Origin of the sequence: Gordonia sp. (in: high G+C Gram-positive bacteria), assembly GCF_020438995.1 — a bacterium.
GTDB lineage: Bacteria > Actinomycetota > Actinomycetes > Mycobacteriales > Mycobacteriaceae > Gordonia.
The window spans coordinates 20,949-40,566 of record NZ_JAGQTN010000112.1 but is presented as its reverse complement, the minus strand read 5'-3'; the positions used below and the strand labels follow the sequence as shown (position 1 = coordinate 40,566).

General features: G+C 68.8%; 17 protein-coding genes and 1 pseudogene. 8 read left to right on the top strand and 10 right to left on the bottom strand.

The features are described 5' to 3' along the window. Positions 1-179: 179 nt before the first annotated feature. A complete protein-coding gene (locus tag KDB67_RS09055; RefSeq protein ID WP_291015018.1) occupies positions 180-539 on the bottom strand; it encodes an FKBP-type peptidyl-prolyl cis-trans isomerase in 360 nt (119 codons plus the stop codon). Positions 540-630: 91 nt separating this feature from the next. Further along, a complete protein-coding gene (locus KDB67_RS09050) occupies positions 631-1,947 on the bottom strand; it encodes a citrate synthase (RefSeq protein WP_291015015.1) in 1,317 nt (438 codons plus the stop codon). Between the two features lie 284 nt (positions 1,948-2,231). On the opposite strand from KDB67_RS09050, the gene KDB67_RS09045 reads away from it, so the two are divergent. Then, complete coding sequence (locus KDB67_RS09045; protein WP_291015012.1) at positions 2,232-2,900, top strand: carboxyltransferase domain-containing protein; 669 nt, start codon at positions 2,232-2,234, stop codon at positions 2,898-2,900. Further along, complete coding sequence (locus tag KDB67_RS09040) at positions 2,897-3,769, top strand: biotin-dependent carboxyltransferase family protein (protein ID WP_291015010.1); 873 nt, start codon at positions 2,897-2,899, stop codon at positions 3,767-3,769. Before KDB67_RS09045 ends, KDB67_RS09040 begins: the two co-directional genes overlap by 4 nt. 10 nt (positions 3,770-3,779) lie before the next feature. Here the strand turns inward: KDB67_RS09040 and KDB67_RS09035 are convergent, their stop codons facing one another. Both KDB67_RS09035 and pdxH read right to left on the bottom strand, forming a co-directional pair. After that, on the bottom strand, positions 3,780-5,045 hold the full coding sequence (locus KDB67_RS09035; protein WP_291015008.1) for an MFS transporter: 1,266 nt from the start codon (positions 5,043-5,045) through the stop codon (positions 3,780-3,782). Between the two features lie 2 nt (positions 5,046-5,047). After that, positions 5,048-5,818, bottom strand: a complete 771-nt coding sequence (gene pdxH, locus KDB67_RS09030) for a pyridoxamine 5'-phosphate oxidase (protein ID WP_291015033.1) — start codon at positions 5,816-5,818, stop codon at positions 5,048-5,050. 175 nt (positions 5,819-5,993) lie between these two features. Between pdxH and KDB67_RS09025 the strand changes: the two genes are divergently transcribed. From KDB67_RS09025 to KDB67_RS09010, 4 genes are all read left to right on the top strand, one after another. Next, on the top strand, positions 5,994-7,109 hold the full coding sequence (locus tag KDB67_RS09025) for a citrate synthase 2 (RefSeq protein WP_291015005.1): 1,116 nt from the start codon (positions 5,994-5,996) through the stop codon (positions 7,107-7,109). A gap of 95 nt (positions 7,110-7,204) precedes the next feature. After that, a complete protein-coding gene (gene serC / locus KDB67_RS09020; protein ID WP_291015003.1) occupies positions 7,205-8,350 on the top strand; it encodes a phosphoserine transaminase in 1,146 nt (381 codons plus the stop codon). A 193-nt stretch (positions 8,351-8,543) separates the two neighbouring features. Beyond that, a complete protein-coding gene (gene sepH, locus KDB67_RS09015) occupies positions 8,544-9,575 on the top strand; it encodes a septation protein SepH (RefSeq protein WP_291014999.1) in 1,032 nt (343 codons plus the stop codon). Between the two features lie 3 nt (positions 9,576-9,578). Beyond that, complete coding sequence (locus KDB67_RS09010) at positions 9,579-10,709, top strand: hypothetical protein (protein WP_291014996.1); 1,131 nt, start codon at positions 9,579-9,581, stop codon at positions 10,707-10,709. A 78-nt stretch (positions 10,710-10,787) separates the two neighbouring features. On the opposite strand, the gene KDB67_RS09005 is transcribed toward KDB67_RS09010, so the two are convergent. Beyond that, positions 10,788-11,075 (bottom strand): DUF2537 domain-containing protein, encoded by a 288-nt coding sequence (locus KDB67_RS09005; RefSeq protein WP_291014994.1) that lies wholly within the window; start codon positions 11,073-11,075, stop codon positions 10,788-10,790. After that, on the bottom strand, positions 11,072-11,941 hold the full coding sequence (locus tag KDB67_RS09000; protein ID WP_291015029.1) for an RNA methyltransferase: 870 nt from the start codon (positions 11,939-11,941) through the stop codon (positions 11,072-11,074). Before KDB67_RS09000 ends, KDB67_RS09005 begins: the two co-directional genes overlap by 4 nt. A gap of 142 nt (positions 11,942-12,083) precedes the next feature. On the opposite strand from KDB67_RS09000, the gene KDB67_RS08995 reads away from it, so the two are divergent. Further along, on the top strand, positions 12,084-13,358 hold the full coding sequence (locus KDB67_RS08995; protein WP_291014992.1) for a GNAT family N-acetyltransferase: 1,275 nt from the start codon (positions 12,084-12,086) through the stop codon (positions 13,356-13,358). Between the two features lie 220 nt (positions 13,359-13,578). Here the strand turns inward: KDB67_RS08995 and KDB67_RS08990 are convergent. Together KDB67_RS08990 and KDB67_RS08985 are read right to left on the bottom strand one after the other, a co-directional pair. Next, a pseudogene (locus KDB67_RS08990) lies at positions 13,579-14,001 on the bottom strand (MarR family transcriptional regulator); the annotation flags it as partial. Positions 14,002-14,126: 125 nt separating this feature from the next. Continuing rightward, entirely contained in the window at positions 14,127-15,599 is a 1,473-nt protein-coding gene (locus KDB67_RS08985; RefSeq protein ID WP_291014991.1) for an NCS2 family permease, read from the bottom strand. A 22-nt stretch (positions 15,600-15,621) separates the two neighbouring features. Between KDB67_RS08985 and KDB67_RS08980 the strand changes: the two genes are divergently transcribed. Further along, entirely contained in the window at positions 15,622-15,888 is a 267-nt protein-coding gene (locus tag KDB67_RS08980; RefSeq protein WP_291014989.1) for a DUF2530 domain-containing protein, read from the top strand. Here the strand turns inward: KDB67_RS08980 and KDB67_RS08975 are convergent. Then, the gene (locus tag KDB67_RS08975; protein WP_291014987.1) at positions 15,870-18,761 is read right to left on the bottom strand and encodes a hypothetical protein; all 2,892 of its coding nucleotides are present in this window, start codon (positions 18,759-18,761) and stop codon (positions 15,870-15,872) included. The genes KDB67_RS08980 and KDB67_RS08975 overlap by 19 nt on opposite strands. Further along, positions 18,758-19,570, bottom strand: a complete 813-nt coding sequence (locus KDB67_RS08970; protein ID WP_291014984.1) for a DUF3027 domain-containing protein — start codon at positions 19,568-19,570, stop codon at positions 18,758-18,760. The genes KDB67_RS08975 and KDB67_RS08970 overlap by 4 nt, the downstream gene beginning before the upstream one ends. Between the last annotated feature and the right edge of the window lie 48 nt (positions 19,571-19,618).

Here is a 19,618-nt window from a genome sequence, read left to right as displayed (position 1 = left end):
TCGTCTCCGGCTTCCTTCCCACCCCACCTCACAGTGACGCAGTTGCCATCAACTAGGAGTTAAACCACCTTCCCCTCCAGAGGACTTCCACCTCCAAGCGAATGCCCATGCCGGGCGTACCAACAGAAAGTCCGTGCACCTGAGCGCACGGACTTTCCGGATGGTTCGGGCCGGGATGCTCAGCCGACACCGAGCAGGTCGATCACGAAGATCAGCGTCTTACCCGACAGCCGATGCCCGGCGCCCGCCGGACCGTAGGCCAGCGCCGGCGGCACGGTGAGGCGACGGCGACCGCCCACCTTCATGCCGGGGATACCTTCCTGCCAGCCCGGGATGAGCCGAGGCAGCGGGAAGTTCGCGGACTGGCCACGATCCCACGACGAGTCGAACTCCTCGCCGGTCTCGTACTCGACACCGACGTAGTGGACGTCGACGACGCCACCGGGCCGGGCCTCGTCGCCCTCACCGACGACCAGGTCGACGACCTGCAATTCAGCCGGTGCCGGGCCTTCGGGAAACTCCACAACGGGTTTGCTCATGAAACTCTCCTTTGAGTCGCGTTGGCGGGCGCACGAAATACGGCGCGCAAAAGAACACCACGCGCCGGGTGCGGCGCGTGGTGTCGGTGACTTATCGGGTGCTGAGGTCGACGTAGTCGCGTTCGGTGTAACCGGTGTACAACTGTCGCGGGCGGCCGATCTTGGTGGTCGGGTCCTCGTGCATCTCACGCCAGTGCGCGATCCAGCCGGGCAACCGGCCGAGCGCGAACAGCACGGTGAACATGCGGGTCGGGAAGCCCATCGCCCGGTAGATGACGCCGGTGTAGAAGTCGACGTTCGGGTACAGCCTGCGCGAGATGAAGTAGTCGTCGTGCAGGGCGACCTCTTCGAGGCCCTTGGCGATGTCGAGCAGGTCGTCCTGCACGCCGAGGGATTCGAGGATGGTGTCGGCGGTCTTCTTGACGATGGCCGCGCGCGGATCGTAGTTCTTGTACACGCGGTGCCCGAAGCCCATCAGCTTCACGCCGTCTTCTTTGTTCTTGACCTTGTCCATGAAGGCCTTGGTGTCGCCGCCGGACTGCTTGATCTCCTCGAGCATCTCCAGCACCGCCTGGTTGGCGCCGCCGTGCAGCGGGCCCCACAGGGCGTTGATGCCGCCCGAGATGGAGGTGAACAGGTTGGCCTGCGACGAGCCGACGAGCCGGACCGTGGACGTCGAACAGTTCTGCTCGTGGTCGGCGTGCAGGATGAACAGCATGTCGAGGGCCTTGGCGACCTTGGGGTCGACCTCGTACGGCTCGGCGGGGAAGCCGAAGGTCATCCGCAGGAAGTTCTCCACCAGGCTCAGCGAGTTGTCCGGGTACAGGAACGGCTGGCCCTGGGACTTCTTGTGCGCGTACGCGGCGATGGTCGGCAGCTTGGCGAGCAGCCGGATGGTGGACAGTTCGACCTGCTCCGGATCCTTCGGGTCGAGCGAATCCTGGTAGTAAGCGCTGAGCGCGTTGACCGCACTCGAGAGCACCGGCATCGGGTGCGCGTTGCGCGGGAAACCGTCGAAGAAGCGCTTGAGGTCCTCGTGCAGCAGGGTGTGCCGCTGGATCTTGGTGGTGAAGTCCTCGAGCTGGGCCGGGGTGGGTAGCTCACCGTAGATCAGCAGGTAGCTGACCTCGATGAACGTCGACTTCTCGGCGAGCTGGTCGATCGGGATGCCGCGGTAGCGCAGGATGCCGGCGTCGCCGTCGATGTAGGTGATGGCCGACTTGGTGGAAGCCGTGTTGACGAAGCCGCCGTCGAACGTGGTCAGGTTCGTCTCGGCCAGCAGCTTGCCGAGTGCGATGGAGTCGGTGCCCTCTGTTGCCTTGAGGATCGGGAGTTGCAGCTGTCCACCGGGGTAAGTGATGGAGGCCGTGTCGGTTGCCTGGTCGGCAGGGACTGTTTCAGCGGACACGCGATCCCCTTCTTGCATTGAAGTGAATTTTGTTGTGGCCCGGTGAGGACCATGGGGTACAACCTAGTCGGTATCGGGCTCACACGCCCACGGAGGGTGCGCACCCGACCTGGAAACTGTAACGGCCGACTGCGACCGTCGCTCACCGCACACCACCTTCTCGCGCACGTCCAACTCGTTTGTTCTGCTTTCATCGTGCCAGCGCCCGGGCCCACGCGCGGCCGATTGCGGTGATCCTGTGGGGATCGGGGCGGTGGCGCGACGGGCGCACTACCCTCGGCGGTATGCGTGTACTGCCCGCCGGACCCGACGCGCTGCTGCTGGATTTCGGTTCCGACGACGATCCGGCCGCCGCAGGCGAGCACGCATGGCGGGCACTGTCCGAGGCTCTGGCGGCGGGTGCGCTGCCCACGATCACAGACCTGGTGCCGGGTGCGCATACGCTGCTCGTGCAGGCCGAATCCGGTTCCGGTGTGGATGATCTCGGGGTTCGCCGCGCGTTACGGACCGCCACCGCCGCGACCGGTCGGGCCGCCGAACCCGATACCGTGACGATCCCCGTCGTCTATGACGGCGCCGACCTCGACGCCGTCGCCGCCCTCATAGGGACCGGCCCCGGCGAGGTCGCCGACATCCATCGGCGCACCCTGTGGCAGGTCCGGTTCATGGGCTTCGCACCGGGTTTCGCCTACCTGACGCCCACCGCCGGATCATCTGACGGACCGCACCCTTTCCACCGGATCGGCCGACGACCGGAATCGCGGCCCCGAGTACCGGCGGGTTCGGTGGCCATTGCCGCCGGCTACAGCGCCGTCTACCCCAGACAGAGCCCGGGCGGCTGGTACCTGTTGGGCCGCACCGGCGTCCGCCTATGGGACGAGACCGCCGACCGGCCCGCGCTGCTCGCTCCGGGCACGCTTGTGCGGTTTGCCGCCGAAGGTGATCGGCGATGACCGGACTGCAGATCCTGGCCACCGGCCCGCTCGCCACTGTGCAGGATCTCGGTCGCCCCGGCCACGCCCATCTCGGTGTACCCCGCTCGGGCGCCGCCGACCGCGGTGCACTGCGGCTGGCCAATCGTCTCGTGGGCAACTTCGAGGGCACCGCCGGAATCGAGGTGACGCTGGGCGGGTTGCGGCTGCGCACCGACGGCCGCGCGCTGGTCGCGGTGACCGGTGCGGTGGGTGCGGTGATGGTGAACGGGCGGCCCGTCGGCACCGGAGCACGGACCGAACTTCCCGCGGGCGGCGAACTGAGCATCGGTACTCCGGTCACCGGCTGCCGCAGCTACCTGGCAGTCCGCGGCGGCATCGACGTGCCGGCGGTACTCGGTTCCCGATCGACCGATGTGCTGGCCGGGCTCGGTCCGCCGCCGCTGGCGGCCGGGGACGTGTTGGCCGTCGGCCCGCCGCAGGCCGCGCTGCCGGCGGTGGCGATGGCGCCGGTCGATGCCCACCGCGACCGCATCACCGTCGTCACCCTGTTCGACGGTCCACGGCGCGAGCACCTCGCCGACCCGGCGTCGCTGACGGCGGGCATGTGGGAGGTAGGCGCCGACAGCAACCGGGTGGGGGTGCGGCTGGCCCGGCCCGGCGGCACCGCGCAGTCACCGGCCAACCATCGCCCGGACGCGGGAGAGTTGGCCTCCGAGGGCATCGCACACGGATCAGTGCAGGTACCGCCCACCGGCAACCCGGTGATCTTCCTCGCCGACCACCCGGTGACCGGCGGCTACCCGGTGGCCGGTGTTCTGTCGGCGCACAGTCTGGATGCGGTGGCGCAGCTGGTGGCCGGATCGCTGATCCGCTTCCGCACCGGCTGACGACGGACGTTCACTCTCGCCCGCCCACCCGGTACCGGATGAACGACGGGATCAGCACTGCGGCCACGAGGGTGGCCAGCACGACGCCCACCCCGCCCATCGAGGTGGCCCACGCGACGCCCACCGACGCTGCCGCCGCTCCGTGCGCGACGTCGGCGATCCGTGGACCACCCGCCACCACCACCAGGAACACGCCCTGCAACCGGCCGCGCACCTCGTCGTTGGCGGCGGCCAGCATGATCGACTGCCGGAACGCCGACGACGCCATGTCGGCGGCACCACCGATCATCAGCAGCACCAGCACCACCGGCAGGATCGGCAACGCCGAACCCCCCGAGAACGCCACGGCCACACCGGCACCGGCCACCGCGACACCCCAGATCAGGATGCACACGATCACGGCCAGACCCTGCCGCCGCACGTGGCTGACCCAACCGGAGAACACTCCGCCGAGCACCGCACCCGCCGAGATCGCGACGAACAGCAGCGCGAACGCCCAGCCGCCCTCGGCGGGGCCACCGAAGTTCTCGTGCGCCATCTGCGGGAACAGCGCCCGCGGCATACCCAGGATCATGGCGATCAGGTCGACCACGAACGAGGCGAGCAGGATCTTCTCCCGTGACAGATACCGCAGTCCGTCGATCACCGACCGCAGTCCCGCGGCCCTGGGCGCGTCGCCGTCGGGCTTCATCGACGGCAGCCGGATCACCGCGAACAGGGTGGGTAGCAGGAAGATGGTGTCCAGCAGGTACAGCAGCGGAAAGCCGAGCGCGGGGATCATCGCGCCGCCGACGAGCGGGCCGGCGATCGCACCCGCCTGCGTGACCGTCATCGACAGGCTCAGTGCCGCGGGCAGTTCGCGGGCGGGCAGCAGCCTCGGCAGGATCGCGGTCCGCGTGGGCTGGTTGACCGCGAAGAACGCCTGCTGAACGGAGAACAGCGCCAGGATCACCCACACGTTCTCGACACCGGCGGCGGCCTGCAGCCAGAACAGGGCACTGCACCCGATGAGCCCGACGGTGGTGCACACCAGCAGCATCCGGCGGTCCATCGCGTCGGCGAGCGCACCGCCCCACAACCCGAACACGACCAGCGGCACGAGCCCGAACACGCCGGTCAGCCCGACGTACGCCGAGCTCCCGGTGATCAGGTAGATCTGCGCGGGCACGGCCACGATGGTCAGCTGCGCCCCGATCACCGTCACGATGTTGGCCAGCCACAGCCGCCGGAAGTCGAGGTCCTTCAGCGGCGCGGTGTCGGCGAGAAGTCGCGCCACCCCTACGGTTGCAATCGCTGCGCGTGCCAGCCGTCGTCGGTGAGGGTTAGCCGGACCCGGTTGTGCAGCCGGTTGGCCCGGCCTTGCCAGAACTCGACGACGCGCGGCCGGATCCGGTACCCGCCCCACTGCCCGGGCACCGGAACCGGTGCGCCCGAATCGAATCCACCGAAGCCCGCAGCCACGTCGGCGGCCTTGCGTTCAAGTTCGAGGCGGCTGCCGATGGGACGCGACTGCTCCGACGCCGACGCCGACAGCTGCGATCCGCGGGGACGTTTGGCCCAGTACTCAGCGGTTTCTGCGGCGCTCACCTTCTCGACCGGTCCCCGCAGGTGCACCTGCCGTTCGAGCGCGATCCACGGGAACGTCACCGACGCGTGCGGGTGGACGGCCAGGTCATGGCCCTTGTCCGAGTCGTAGCCGGTGAAGAAGGTGATGCCGTCGGCGTCGGCGCCCTTGCACAGCACGGTGCGGGTGACGGGCAGTCCGTCGGCGTCGACGGTACCGAGCACCATCGCGTTGGGTTCGGGGATGCGGGCTTCGAGCGCCTCGTGCAGCCACACCTCGAACAGTTCGAGCCACGGCGGGTCGCCGCGCAACCAGCTCGGGTCGAGGTTCTCGCCGACACCGTCGGCACCGGCCGCCCGGTCACCTTCCCCCGCGGTGGCGGGGGTGTCGCCGCCGTATCCGACGCGCAGGTTGGACAGGTCGACACGGTACCGGCGGTCGCCGGGCCGATCGACATGGTACCGGCGGTCGCCGGGCCGATCCACGGTGTACCGGCGGTCGCCGGGCAGATCTTCGGTCACGTAGTGGCAGGTTACTCCGCCGCTGCGCGAGCGCCCGGACGGTGGACGTGGCTACAGTCTTGAGCAGGTGACACCGCCGCAGCCCGGCGATCAGCACAGGCCCGCGCGGCGAGGCCCCGACGTGAAGAGGTGAGGGCCGATGCCCGCGAATGTGCCCGAAGGATTTTCCGCCGGACTCGAGGGCGTCGTCGCCTTCACCACCGATATCGCCGAACCCGACAAAGACGGCGGCAACCTCCGCTACCGCGGCGTCGACATCGAGGACCTCGTCGAGAACAAGGTCACCTTCGCCGACGTGTGGGCGCTGCTCGTCGACGGAAAATTCGGCGACGGCCTGCCCCCGGCCGAACCGTTCCCGCTGCCCATCCACACCGGCGACGTCCGCGTCGACGTGCAGGCGGCACTGGCGATGCTGGCCCCGATCTGGGGCTATCGACCGCTCCTGGACATCGACGACGCCACCGCCCGCGACAATCTGGCGCGGGCCTCGGTGATGGCCCTGTCGTATGTGGCCCAGTCGGCCCGCGGCATCCATCAGCCGGCGGTGCCGCAGCACATCATCGACGACTGCGACACCGTCACCGCCCGGTTCATGACCCGATGGCAGGGCGATCCCGATCCCCGGCATGTCGCGGCCATCGACGCCTACTGGGTCAGCGCCGCCGAACACGGTCTCAACGCGTCGACGTTCACCGCCCGCGTCATCGCCTCCACGGGCGCCGACGTCGCGGCGTCGTTGTCGGGGGCGATCGGCGCGATGTCAGGTCCGCTGCACGGCGGCGCACCCGCCCGGGTGCTGCCGATGATCGAGGAGGTCGAGCGCTCCGGCGATGCCCGCGCGCTGGTCAAGGGCATCCTCGACCGCAAGGAGAAGCTGATGGGATTCGGGCACCGGGTGTACCGGGCCGAGGATCCCCGCGCCCGGGTATTGCGCCGCACCGCACGAGAACTCGGCGTGCCCCGGTACGAGGTGGCCGCCGCCCTCGAACAGGCCGCGCTCACCGAACTGCGTGAACGCCGCCCCGACCGCGCCATCGAGACCAACGTCGAATTCTGGGCGGCGGTGATCCTCGACTTCGCCGAGGTGCCCACGCACATGATGCCCGCGATGTTCACCTGCGGACGCACCGCCGGCTGGTGCGCGCACATCCTCGAACAGAAACAACTCGGCAAACTGGTACGGCCCGCGGCCGTCTACACCGGTCCCGGTCCGCGCCGCCCCGAGGACGTCGACGGCTGGGTGCCGCGCCCATAGTCGCGACCCGCCGCGAGGTATCGGTCGTGCCTTACCACATCGACGGGGAACCACGTGAGCAAGTGGTCCCCGCCACACCGGTAAACTGCTTCGTCATGAGCGAAACCGCCACCGCGCCTATCACCATCCCCGCCGACCTGCTGCCGTCCGACGGACGGTTCGGCTGCGGGCCGTCCAAGGTCCGTCCCGAGCAGTTGCAATACCTCGTCGACACGGGGTCGTCGGTGTTCGGCACCAGCCACCGGCAGGCTCCGGTGAAGAACGTGGTGGGTGCGATCCGCGAAGGTCTGGCCCAGCTGTTCTCGCTGCCCGAGGGCTACGAGGTCGTGCTGTCCAACGGCGGTACCACCGCCTTCTGGGACGCTGCCGCGTTCGGACTGATCGAGCGTCGCTCGCTGCACCTGACCTACGGTGAGTTCAGCTCCAAGTTCGCCACCGTGTCCAAGAAGGCGCCGTTCCTCGACGCACCCGCGGTGATCTCCACCGACCCGGGCACCGCCCCCGACCCGGCCGCCCTGACCGCCGACGACTTCGGCGGCGCCGACCTGATCGGCTGGGCCCACAACGAGACGTCGACCGGCGTGGCCGTGCCGGTGCTGCGCCCGGCCGGGTCCGAGGACTCGCTGGTGGCCATCGACGCGACCTCCGGTGCCGGCGGTCTGCCGGTGAACGTCGCCGACGCCGACGTCTACTACTTCGCCCCGCAGAAATGCTTCGCCGCCGACGGCGGTATCTGGGTGGCCCTGATGAGCCCCAAGGCGCTCGAACGCATCGAGAAGATCGCCCAGACCGACCGGTGGGTGCCCGAGTTCCTGTCGCTGCCAACGGCGGTAGACAACAGCTCCAAGAACCAGACCTACAACACCCCGGCGCTGGCGTCGCTGCTGCTGTTCGGCAACCAGATCGACTGGATGCTGGGTAACGGCGGCCTCGACTGGTGCGTCTCGCGTACCGCCGACTCCAGCAAGCGCCTGTACGACTGGGCCGACGCCAGCGAATACGCCACCCCGTTCGTCACCGATCCGGCGCTGCGCAGCCAGGTCGTGGGCACCATCGACTTCTCCGACGACGTCGACGCGGCGGCCGTCGCCAAGGCGTTGCGCGCCAACGGTGTGGTCGACACCGAGCCGTACCGCAAGCTGGGCCGCAACCAACTGCGCATCGGCATGTTCCCGGCGATCGAACCCGACGACATCACCGCACTGACCCGGTGCATCGACCACGTCGTCGGCAAGCTCTGAGAGTTACGTTCTGCCACACTGGCATCGCCCGATACCTGTAGCATCAGCTATCACTGGCATCGCAGGCGGATAACGGGTTTTCGCGTGTCATCGGGCATCGAAACCGGCGGTCTGATCTAGGGTCTGATTCAGGCTGTGCCCGGTGCCTGTTCTCAGGGTCATACCGGTACTCAGGGTCACGGAGGAGGAGCAGATGCGTGAACTCCGCGTCGTCGGTGTCGACACCGACGGCAAACGTGTCATCTGCCAGGATCCCGACACCACCGAGCGGTTCGCGATCGTCGCCGACGAGCGACTGCGGGCCGCCGCCCGCGGCGATCTCTCCCGGCTGGGCCAGATCCAGATCGAGATGGAGAGTTCGCTGCGGCCGCGCGAGATCCAGGCCCGCATCCGCGGCGGTGCGAGCGTCGCCGAGGTGGCCGCGATCGCCGGTGTCACCATCGAACGGATCGAGCGCTTCGCGCATCCGGTGCTGCTCGAACGGCAACGCGCCACCGAGTTGGCCGCGCAGTCGCATCCGCTCCGGGAGGACGGCCCGTCCAAATCCACGCTGTCCGAGGCGGTCGCCGAGGCATTCTCCGCGTTCGGTTACAGCTCCACCGAAATCGACTGGGACGCCTGGAAGGGCGACGACGGCGAGTGGGTCATCCAGCTCATGTGGCTGGTGGGGCACACCGACTTCTACGCCCACTGGCGGTACCGGCCCGGATCGCACGGCGGCATCACCGATCCGCTCGACGAACTGGCATACGAGATCACCCACCCGGAACTGATCACACCGCGGCCGAGACTGTCGCCGGTGGTGGTCGGGCAGTCGGCGCAGCCCGACACGCTGCCGGCGGCATTCGCCGATCAACCGCAGCAGGTGTCACCCGACCCGGCAGCCCCGATCGTGCCGCTCGTGGCCGACGTCGCCGCACACGACGATGCGTACCCGGAGCCCGGGCCGATGGGCGGTGACGGGGTGACCGGGGGTGCGGCACCCGACATCACCGATTCCGAAGACCACGAGGAGCCCGTGCACGATGCCCTTCAGGACGATGACCGTCACGACGCCGCCCATCGGGACACCGCCCATCAAGACGCCGCTCATCAGGACCCCGCCCATCACGACGATGCCCACAGCAACGACGTCGCTGTGAAACCTCGACGCAGGTCCCGCACTCCATCGGTCCCGGCCTGGGAGGACGTCCTGCTGGGCGTCCGCGGCAACGGGCACAGCTGAGCCGTGTCCGCCCGCGCCACAGCCGTCTGGTTCATCGACACACCGGACGCCACGGTCCGTATCCGCCAAGGCCTCGTCAACAATGCCGACGACGCCGGCGCGCTCGTCGCGCCGATCTACGACGACAAGGTGCTGGTCCCCGCCGTCGAGACAGACCTGGCCACAGCCGCTGAGCTTGCCGAATCGGACCCCGATTCGATGGTGTACGTCGGCTCCTACGGTGGCCTGGCCGTCGTCATGTCCTCCCGGTTCGCCACCGCCCGCCCGTCGACGCTCACGTGCACGATCTCGGCCATGCGCCGCAGTTCCGTGGTGACCTTGCTGCACACCGACCCCGACACCGCGCTGGGCTGCTTCGCCCGGTGGGAGAACGGCACGCTGCGCCGATCGTTCGCGGCCGACCCCGTGGACATCCATCAGGACGAAGGCATCCCGTTCGTGTTCGAGCGGCCGTTCTGGGCGGGCGAATGCCCGATCTACTATGCGCCAGGCACCCAGCCGGAGCTGATGGCGTTGCCGTTCCACCCCCAGGAACTCGCCGAGCAGGCCAACCGTGACTGGCTCGGCTTCCGCTTCACGCACCCGCTCGCCGACACCGACAGCGATCCGGAGTCGATCCCGGTGGTCGGTTTCCGGATCCATCCGGCCGGTTATGTCCCGACCGAGGACGATGTGGTGACGTCCGTCCCACCGCAACGGACACAGGTTCCCGATGATTCCGACATCGTGACGGCCCCGCTCGCATCGCAGGCGCCGGTGCCCGTTGCATTCGACCCCATGACGTTCGACCCCGCGACATTCGACCCCGCGACAGCCGGCCCCATGACAGCCGACCTCATGACATCGGGGGATCCCATGACGTCCGGGGACCCTATGGGATCAGGGGACTTCGTCTCCCAACCCGCGCTCCAACTGCCGACTTCGGTGTATGCCGACCCCGTGACCGCCCCCCTCGCGCCGGTCCTCCGGGCGGCCGGCCTCATGACCGCCGCACCCGCACGATCGGTCACGGTTGCCGTGGTACCGGCCGGCGAGCCGGAGCTGGAGCCGGAGCGGGAGCCGCGGGGTTCGGTCCGGGCACCCAGAGTCGGCATCGGCAAGCGCATCGGCCAGTATTTCGGCTTTGGTCTCTAGGGGCCCGGTCTCCAGGAGAGCGGTCTTCAGGACAGTCACGGGCGCGGGTGCGCGATGACGGTCAGTTCGGGATGAAAGTCAGTGCGGAACGAAGGTGAGTACCACGCCGGCCCCGAGCCCTGCGAGCAGTCCCACGTAGCTGCCGGCGACCAGCCACCGCCAGACCGGCCGCAGCCGTAGGTCCCACAGCGTCCACGCGATGCCTACCGCCACGACTGCCGTCGCGATCCAGCCGAGCCACCACCGGATACCGCCGATGAGGTCGTTGATCCCCACGAGCAGACAGGCGCTGAACAACGCCAGCGCGGTGGCGACGAGTAGGCCCAGCGCCCACGGTGTCGGTTCGGGCGGTGGCGCGACACTCATCGCCCGGCCCTCACCCGTTCGTAGAATGCGATGGCGGCGGCGGTGGCCACGTTGAGGGAGTCGGTGCCCCGCGACATCGGGATACGTGCCCGGATGTGGCTGGCCCGCATCGCGGCCCGCGTCAGGCCGGGCCCCTCGGCCCCCACCAGGAACGCGACCTTGTCCCGCGGCGCGCCGGTCGCCGGATCGATCAATGCCCGCGCGAGATCGGGCGAGGACGGCTCGGGAGTCAGCGACAACGTCTGAAAACCGTTCTCGTGCAATATGTCCAACCCACCCGGCCAGTCGGTGAAAGCCGTGAACGGCACGAGCAGCGCATGCCCCATCGACACCCGGACACAACGCCGGTACAGGGGGTCGGCACACCCGGCCCCGAACAGCACGGCGTCGACGCCGAGACCAGCGGCGTTGCGGAAGATGCTGCCGATGTTCTCGTGGTCGTTGACGCCTTCGAGCACCGCGACGGTCCGCGCACCCACCAGCACGTCGGCCACATCAAGGACGTGCGGGACATCAAGGACGTGCGGTCTGCGGGCCACCGCGAGCACGCCGCGGTTGAGGTGGAACCCGACGACCTGCGCCATGACGTCGGCGCTCGCCCGGTAGAACGGCACCCCGACCAGCGACGGGTCACGCAGATCAGCGGCCAGCTCATGTAACCGCTTGTCGACACCGAGGAAGGCGTGCGGCGCGAATCGCGAGGCGATCATCCGCTGCGCGACCAGCACCCCTTCGGCGATCACCAGTCCCTTGCCGACGCGACCGCCCGGCAGTGCGGGCAGATCCGGCCGGCGGTCCACGGAGTTCAGGTCCCGGAAGTCGTCGACGCGCAGGTCGCCGGGGTCGTCGATGTCGACGACGGTCACCGAGAGACCGTCGGGGACGAGCGCTCTGTCGACGGCTGCGGATTCGGCGTCCGGGGACTCGGTATCTGGGGACTCGGCATCTGGGAACGACACGCGGTCAAGTCTGCCAAATCCACTTGACATGCTGTGACACCGTGGAGCGGTGAGTACTTCGAACCCGGAATTCCCCTTCGAGCTGCGCCGCGCCACCGACGACGACTGGCCGGACATCTTCGTCGCCGACGCACGGGCCTTCCTGCAACAAGGCCCGATGCCGGAGTCCGATCGGGCCTCCGTGCGCGGAATGTACGGCAACGACGATGTAGTCGTCGTGCGAGATCCGGCGATCACGGCCGGCCAGTCGCTGGCCGGCGTCGCCACCTTCGAGCGCTTGCAGATCACCGTGCCCGGTCCTGATCAACCGGTCGTGCGGGCTGCCGGCCTCACCTGGGTGTCGGTGGCCTCGACGCATCGGCGCCGGGGCATCCTGCGGGCGATGATGAGTGATCTGTTCGACCAGTGGGAGTCCGAAGAGTATCCGTTGGCCGCGCTCATCGCATCGGAGGCGACCATCTACGAGCGCTATGGTTTCGGCCCGGCCACGTTCACCGATTCGTATCGGATCGAGATCGAGAAGGCTCAGCTACGGGCGGAGGCCGATACCTCGGGTACCACTCCCGTCGTCTACGCCGCACCGGGAGATATCACGAAAGTGCTTCCCGTTCTGCATGACCGGTGGGCACGAACGCGACCCGGCGCGGTCCATCGGAACGAGAACCGATGGCGGAACATATTCCGTATCGTCCCGGATACGGACACACCGGCGCCGGGTACAGAGGCCGTGCACGTACTGCTGCATCAGGACGGCTATGCGCGCTACAGCGTCGCCGACGACCCCGCGGCATCCCGCACGGTCCGCATCGTCCGCGCCGATGTCTTCGATTTCGTCGCGGTCACCGATGAGGCGCATCGCGAACTGTGGCGGGTGTTGCTCAATCTCGACCTGGTGAGCACTGTGGACGTTCAGCTGCCCACCGACGACCCGTTGCCGCTGGCTGTGACCGATTTTCGGCCGGTGGCGCGCGAGGCACGTGGCGACGCGATGTGGCTGCGGATTCTCGACATTCCGGCGGCCCTGACGCTGCGTGGCTACCGCGGCGATCTCGACGTGGTGATCGACATAGAGGACCCATTCCGTGGCCGCGGGGGCACGTTCGGCCTCCAGGTGACCGACGGAGTCGCACAGGTTGCCCCGTCGACGGCCGAACCCGATGTGCGCATGGATATCGCGGTACTGGGTTCGATCTATCTGGGCGCGATCGCACCGTCGGCGATGGCGGCCGCCGGAAGGCTGTGGACGGCCGGTCCGGACATCACCGCAGCACTGGATCGGGCGTGGGCCACCGATCGGGCACCGTTCGCGGGCACCTACTTCTGATCTGATCGGCCGGGGTTCTGATCGGCCGGTTGTCTGACGCCCGATCGGCACGGGTGCCGGTCGAGTGTCAGGCGACCGGATCTCAGGCGACCGGAACTATGACGGGTACCGGCGGCGGGACCGCACCCATCGCCGCGCGTGGCGCGATCTCATCCACCGCGCGAGGCGCGATCTCATCCACCGCGCGGGGCGCGTTCTCATCAATGTCGTCGGCGCTGTGGATGATCTTGTCCATGATGCCGACCACCCGGTGCAGCGCGTCGCGCTCCTCGGTGGTGAGTTCGGCGAGCCGCCGGCTGAGCCATTCCTCGCGCGCGGCGAGTTCTTCGGCGATCGCGTCGGCTCCGCGAGCGGCCAGTGACACGATGGCCTGCCGTCCATCGGTCGGGTGCGGTTCCCTCTTGACCATGCCGAGCTCGGCCAGTGAGGCGATCACCCGGGTCATCGACGGGGGCTGTACCCGTTCGGCCATGGCGAGCGCACCCGGTGTCATCGGCCCCTCATGATGCAGGGTGCTCAACGCCGACAGCTGGGTCAGGGACACGGACTTGGCTCCGCGACGGCCCCGCAGGCGACGAGCCAGCCTGACCACAACCAACGACAGATCGCCCGGCAACCGGTCGACATCGTAAATCTCGTTCACGCTGACAGACTAATCGACAACGTGGATGCAACGTATTAAAGAATCAGGCCGGGTGGGTATTTAGCCCAGATAAGGGACCAAGGACCCACGACACGCCACAAACTTGTAGTCCGTACGGGTGATTGCTAATCGAAAAGATTTGAGATTGGTTCGCGGACAAAGTAAAGCACGAACACCGCCGCCACCAGCCACAGCAGCGGATGCACCGCTTTCGCCTTGCCCGACGCGGCCGCCAGCACCACCCAGCTGACAAATCCGACACCGATTCCGTTGGCGATCGAATAGGTGAACGGCATCGTCACGATCGTCAGGAAACATGGCAGCGCAATGTCGAACCGTGTGAAGTCTATATTGCGCACCTGAGAAATCATCATTCCACCCACCACAACGAGTGACGGCGCCACCGCCTCGAGCGGAATGATGCTGTAAATCGGTGTCAAGAACATCGCCACGAGGAACAGAGCACCGGTGACGACATTGGCGAGTCCGGTGCGTGCGCCCTCGGCGATACCCGACGCGGACTCGACGAAAACCGTGTTGGACGAGGCCGACGCCGCACCGCCGACCACCGCGCCCGAGCCCTCGACGATCAACGCCCGGCCGATACCCGGCAGGGCGCCGTCCTTGTCGGCGAGGCCCGCCTCCTGCCCGAGCCCGGTCATCGTGCCCATGGCGTCGAAGAAGTTCGACAGCACCAGTGCGAACACCAGCGCACACGCGGCGAACACCGAGATCTGACTGAACGCCCCGAACAGATCGACCTCGCCGACCAGACTCAGATCCGGCAGACCGCCCACGCTGTCGGGGATCGAAGGAACCGACAGACTCCAGCCGCCCTTCTCCGTGGCCCCGGACCCGAAGTCGAACACCGACTCGACGACCACCGACACCACGGTCATGATCGCGATGCCCAGCAGCAGGCCGCCGGGAACCCGCCACACCACCAGCGCGGCCATCAGCAGCACGCCGACGACGAAGATCAGCGTCGGCACCGTGGCGATCGAATTGCCCTCCGTGCCCAACTGCACGGGCACCGTCGTGTTGGCGGCGTCGGGAACACGGTGGACGAATCCGGCGTCGACCATCCCGACGAATGCGATGAAACACCCGATACCGGCCGCGATCGCCGCCTTGAGTTCGGTCGGCACGGCGTTGAATACGGCAGTGCGGAATCCGGTGGCCGCCAGCACGACGATGATGATGCCGTCGATCACCACCAGGCCCATCGCCGCCGGCCACGACATCTGCGGGGCGATGGTCACCGCGAGCAGGCTGTTGATGCCCAGACCCGCGGCCAGCGCGAACGGATAGTTCGCGACGATGCCGAAGATGATCGACATGACGCCCGCGACCAGCGCGGTGACCGCGGCTACCTGATCTAGTTGCAGGAAGTGCCCATTGGCGTCGGTGTTGTGCTCACCGCCGATGATGATCGGGTTGAGCACCACGATGTAGGCCATCGTGAAGAAGGTGACAAGACCGCCGCGGACCTCGCGGCTCAGCGTCGACCCCCGTTCACTGATCTTGAAGAACCTGTTGAGAGCGCCGGTACCGGACCCTGCCGGTGTCGGGGCGCCGAGCGCAGACGAGTCAGCCACAGCAGAAAGTTACCCTGAACCCATGGCCGTCGCACCCGACTCCCCCGAGTCCACAGAGATCCCCGAACTGCCGGAAAAGCTGCGCGCTCCGGGGCCCGTGATCGTCGCCGGAATGGTGGCCTGGCTCGTGGCGACGATCGTCGTGGCCGTCACCGGTGCGGGTTCCGACCGGGCGCTCACCGTGTGTCTGGTGGGGCTCGGCGTCGGTGTGCTCGGCATCGTCATCGTGACGGTGCAGCGCGGCGCGGTACGCCGGGGCGCCAAGGGCGCTCAGGTTGGCCTGGACTGAGACACCGACCCACCCACCAGCCCCGCTGCGGCCGGTAGATGGGTGATACCGCGGTCGTCGACCCACCACGCCACGGTGTGCTCGGCGCCGGTGTCGCGCATGCGTACCCGCACCCGCTCGTGCACCCTGACCTCGCCGTGGCCCGGCACCCGGCCGGTGGCCGCCGCGAACGCGACCGCCGCGCCGTCGTCCCACGTCGCCGCGGTGCCCTCGCCGACCACGTCGGCCCGCTGACGCTCCGATGCCAGGCCGATGTCGAGGATGTCGGCGAGCAACTCCGCGGCGTCGGCATCCACCGGCAGCCCGCACAGCACGGCCGAGGACGGCTCCGTCACCCCGACCAGCCACGGCCGGTCGACGACGACGCCGTCCCGGCCGGCGGACCCGTCGATTCTGCGCACCCCCGCCGGCACGTCGAGGTCGTCGACGGTGAACACACCCGACGAGCAGGCCGCCACGACGTCGGCATGGGCGCGGATCGCCACGCCCGGGCTGACCGCCCGGGCCGGGTCGGCCAGCCGGTCGAGCACCAGCTGCGCATCGGCCGCCGATTCGATGACGCCGCCGAGTGCGGATGCCAACAGGTCGGCATGCGGATGGTCGAGCGGGTCGAGCACCCCGGCCAGCCGCGGGTCGTCGGGCGCTCGATGGTCGCCGAGACGAAGCCCGCCGACGACGGCGTTGCGGCGCAACCACCACGCCGTGTAGCCGTCGCGATCGGACAACAGCGGCGCCGTGCGTCCGTCGGTCGCCAGCAGCGTCAGCGCCGCCGGCCACCTGTCGGGGTCGACGAGGTCGAGGTCGCGGACGGCCCGCAACGTCTGCGGCGGCTCCGGCTGCGCGTCCCACCAGAGGTCCTCGTCGGGCAGATCGTGGTCGGCGGCCACCGGCATGTCGTCGGTGACGATCAGGAACCCCCAGCCCGCGCCCAGCCTGCGCAGTGTCGCCACACCGTACTCGGCCACGAACTCCGGGTCGACGGAGCCGAACGGCGAGTCCTCGTCGAGGACCTGTGCGAGCGGGCTGCCCGGTAGCAGCAGTTCGTCGGCGCACACCCATTCGCCGCCGGAATCGGGCAACGGCAGGGCCGCCAGCCATTCGGGGGCGACGACGTCCGGGTCGGCGGCGAGAACCCCGAGAACCTCGGCCACCACGGTGTCGGTGTCGGCCTCGTACGGATCGTCGGCGCACGCCTGCACGGCGGCCCGCAGCTCCGGCAGGTCAAGCAGTTCGACGATCGAGATCACCTGTGCACCAAGACGTTCCAGGAGCGGATGGACCGCCTGCCGGTCCGGGGTGGCGATCCAGGACGCCCGGGTGCCCGATACCTGCGGGATCAACAGCCCACGGGCGCCGAAGTTGAGTCGTCCGTCGGCCCGTGGCACCGGCAACGCACCGAGCGACTCGGCCTCGTCGGGACCGGACACCAACGGCGACAGCGCATCATAGAGCCGCCACCACCACCGCGGGGGTCGCTGGGCTCCCGCGAGACGGTCGGCGATATCGGCCAGACCGATCTCGGCGACACCCGCCGCGCGCAACCCGGGAAGATGGGCCGGTCCCGAGATATCCACGGACGCAAGGCCACCCATCACATCACCGAGAACGTCGGCGAGCGGCTCGGTGAGGTCGGCGAACACCTCGGCCCGCCGGGGCGATACGTCACCGTCGGCGACGGTGGGCAACCAGCTGCCCGCCGCCACCTCGGCGAGTACCGCACCGGTCAACGCGGCGTCGATATCGTTGCGCGCCAACCCTACTCGTGGAACCAATACCGGCCGGGCGGCCCGCGGCAGCGCCCGCATCAGCGCCACGTAGCCGTCGGCGATCCCGGTCAGGTCGGCGTCCGGATGCACTCGACGGCGATCCGGTGTCAACACAAGATCGGTGATACACCTTGCGGGCAAGGACAATTCGATATCGGTCGGAGTAGGCGCCCGGAGTACGTCCCCGTCGGCGGGCACCGCCGCACCGGCCGCGTCCAGCTCCACCAGCCACGCCGCACTCCGCCCGGTGGACACCAGCCACGAACGTTCTCGCCCGCCGGCGGACCGCACCGTGGCTACCTCGACCCCCGGCTCGTCCGGATGCGGGCGCCGGTCGATGACGAATCCGGTTCCGGCGATGTCGATCTGGGCGAGGGCGGACAGTTCGAGCAGCAGATCCGGTGCTTCCGACATCATCCCGGCGATCAGCACCTCGGGGTCGACCCCGGCACGCACCGACAGCACGAGTTCGGTGTCGAAGCCGTCGGCCGGCGGCACCTGCGACGGCCACGCCAGTCGCAGCAACGGCACCCGTTGGGCCGTCAGACCGTCGGCGGCACCGAGACCGGTGATCTGCTGCCAGCTACGGTCCCGGTCGAAGACCACCGAACCCGAACGTGACCGGATCTCGACGGTGTCGGCAACCGCCGCCGTGGCCGTGAACCCGACGCCGAACCGGCCGACCACCGGCAACGAATCCCCGCCGGCACCATGCGGCTGATCGGCCACTGAGCTGTCCATGTGGCTGTCGGGGTGAGTGGCCGATACTCCCTGTTTGGCCGATACTCTCAGGGCCGTCAGCGAACGCACCCCCGCCGCCGACAGCGGTTCACCGGTGTTGGCCACGTGCAACTCACGTCCGGTCAGCCAGACCGCGACGGTGCCCGGTACCCCCGCAGCCGCTGCGGCGTCGGCACCGTTGGCGGCGAGTTCGGTGAACAGCCGGTCGCGGTAGCCGACCGATACCAGATCGGATTCGGCGGCACTGTCCTCGAGTAGCCGGGTCGGCGACACCTGCCACGACTCGCAGATCGCCGCACGCAACCGCGCGGTACCGAACGGATCGGAACCCGGCCCGAACGGATCGGCCGTGTCGCCCGCGCTCACTCTGCGGCGACGCGGACCGGGGTCTGCTCGATGGCGGCCTGGCGCGCCGCGGTGGACACGATCTCCACCGCACCGTCGTCATAGGCCTCGAACGCGGGCGACCCGGCGCCGCGCGGCGCGGGGATGTCCGAATGCGCGCCGCAACCGTACTCGGCGGAGACCACCCGCCCGTCGGCCGAGTACTCGTTGGCGCACACGCCGAAGCCCGCCCGCAACGCACCCGACAACGGAACGTAGAAGCCGCACGAGCAGCACGAATGATTGGCCGCCAGCGCCATCGCGGCCGTCGGCCCGAACTCGCCGTCGTACCAGCGCTGCGCTGCGTCGTCACGGCCCTCCCGGCTGAGCAGCCTACTGCGGCCCAGACCCAGCTCGCCGATGGCCTGCGCGACATCGTCCGGATCGGTCGACTCGCTCTCGGCGCGGAACTCATCCCCGGTATCGACTTGACCCGGCACCAGCCGGGGGTCGTCGGGTTCGGCCGCCAGGACGTCGCCGGGGGTGAGATCGCCCGCGACGACCCGCTCGTTCCACGGCACCCAGGCCGGGGCCAGCAGCGAATCGGTGCCCGGCAGCAGCGCGATCTCACTGACCGTGATCTCCTCGGACCCGGGAGCGCCGGCCAGCACCACGCACCACTGCCAGCCCCGATACCCCACCAGATCGGCCTCGAAGTAGTGGGCGACGGCCCAAGGGCCCTCGGCGTCGGCACCCCGATGCGCACCGGGCTGCGCGCCGTCGTCGATCAGCGCATCCCGTGCCTGAGCAACAGCGTCGAGGAGCCGGTCACCACCACTTGGAAGAGTCACTGTTCCAGTGTGCAATACGGACGGGTCCGCGTTCCACTCGCCGCCCGA

Excerpts from the sequence above, each read along its gene's own strand:
- KDB67_RS09040 (WP_291015010.1), top strand. The coding sequence starts at position 2,897 with ATGACCGGACTGCAGATCCTGGCCACCGGCCCGCTCGCCACTGTGCAG.
- sepH (WP_291014999.1), top strand. The coding sequence starts at position 8,544 with ATGCGTGAACTCCGCGTCGTCGGTGTCGACACCGACGGCAAACGTGTC.
- serC (WP_291015003.1), top strand. The coding sequence starts at position 7,205 with ATGAGCGAAACCGCCACCGCGCCTATCACCATCCCCGCCGACCTGCTG.
- KDB67_RS09045 (WP_291015012.1), top strand. The coding sequence starts at position 2,232 with ATGCGTGTACTGCCCGCCGGACCCGACGCGCTGCTGCTGGATTTCGGT.
- KDB67_RS09025 (WP_291015005.1), top strand. The coding sequence starts at position 5,994 with ATGCCCGCGAATGTGCCCGAAGGATTTTCCGCCGGACTCGAGGGCGTC.
- KDB67_RS09005 (WP_291014994.1), bottom strand. The coding sequence starts at position 11,075 with ATGAGTGTCGCGCCACCGCCCGAACCGACACCGTGGGCGCTGGGCCTA.
- KDB67_RS09055 (WP_291015018.1), bottom strand. The coding sequence starts at position 539 with ATGAGCAAACCCGTTGTGGAGTTTCCCGAAGGCCCGGCACCGGCTGAA.
- KDB67_RS08980 (WP_291014989.1), top strand. The coding sequence starts at position 15,622 with ATGGCCGTCGCACCCGACTCCCCCGAGTCCACAGAGATCCCCGAACTG.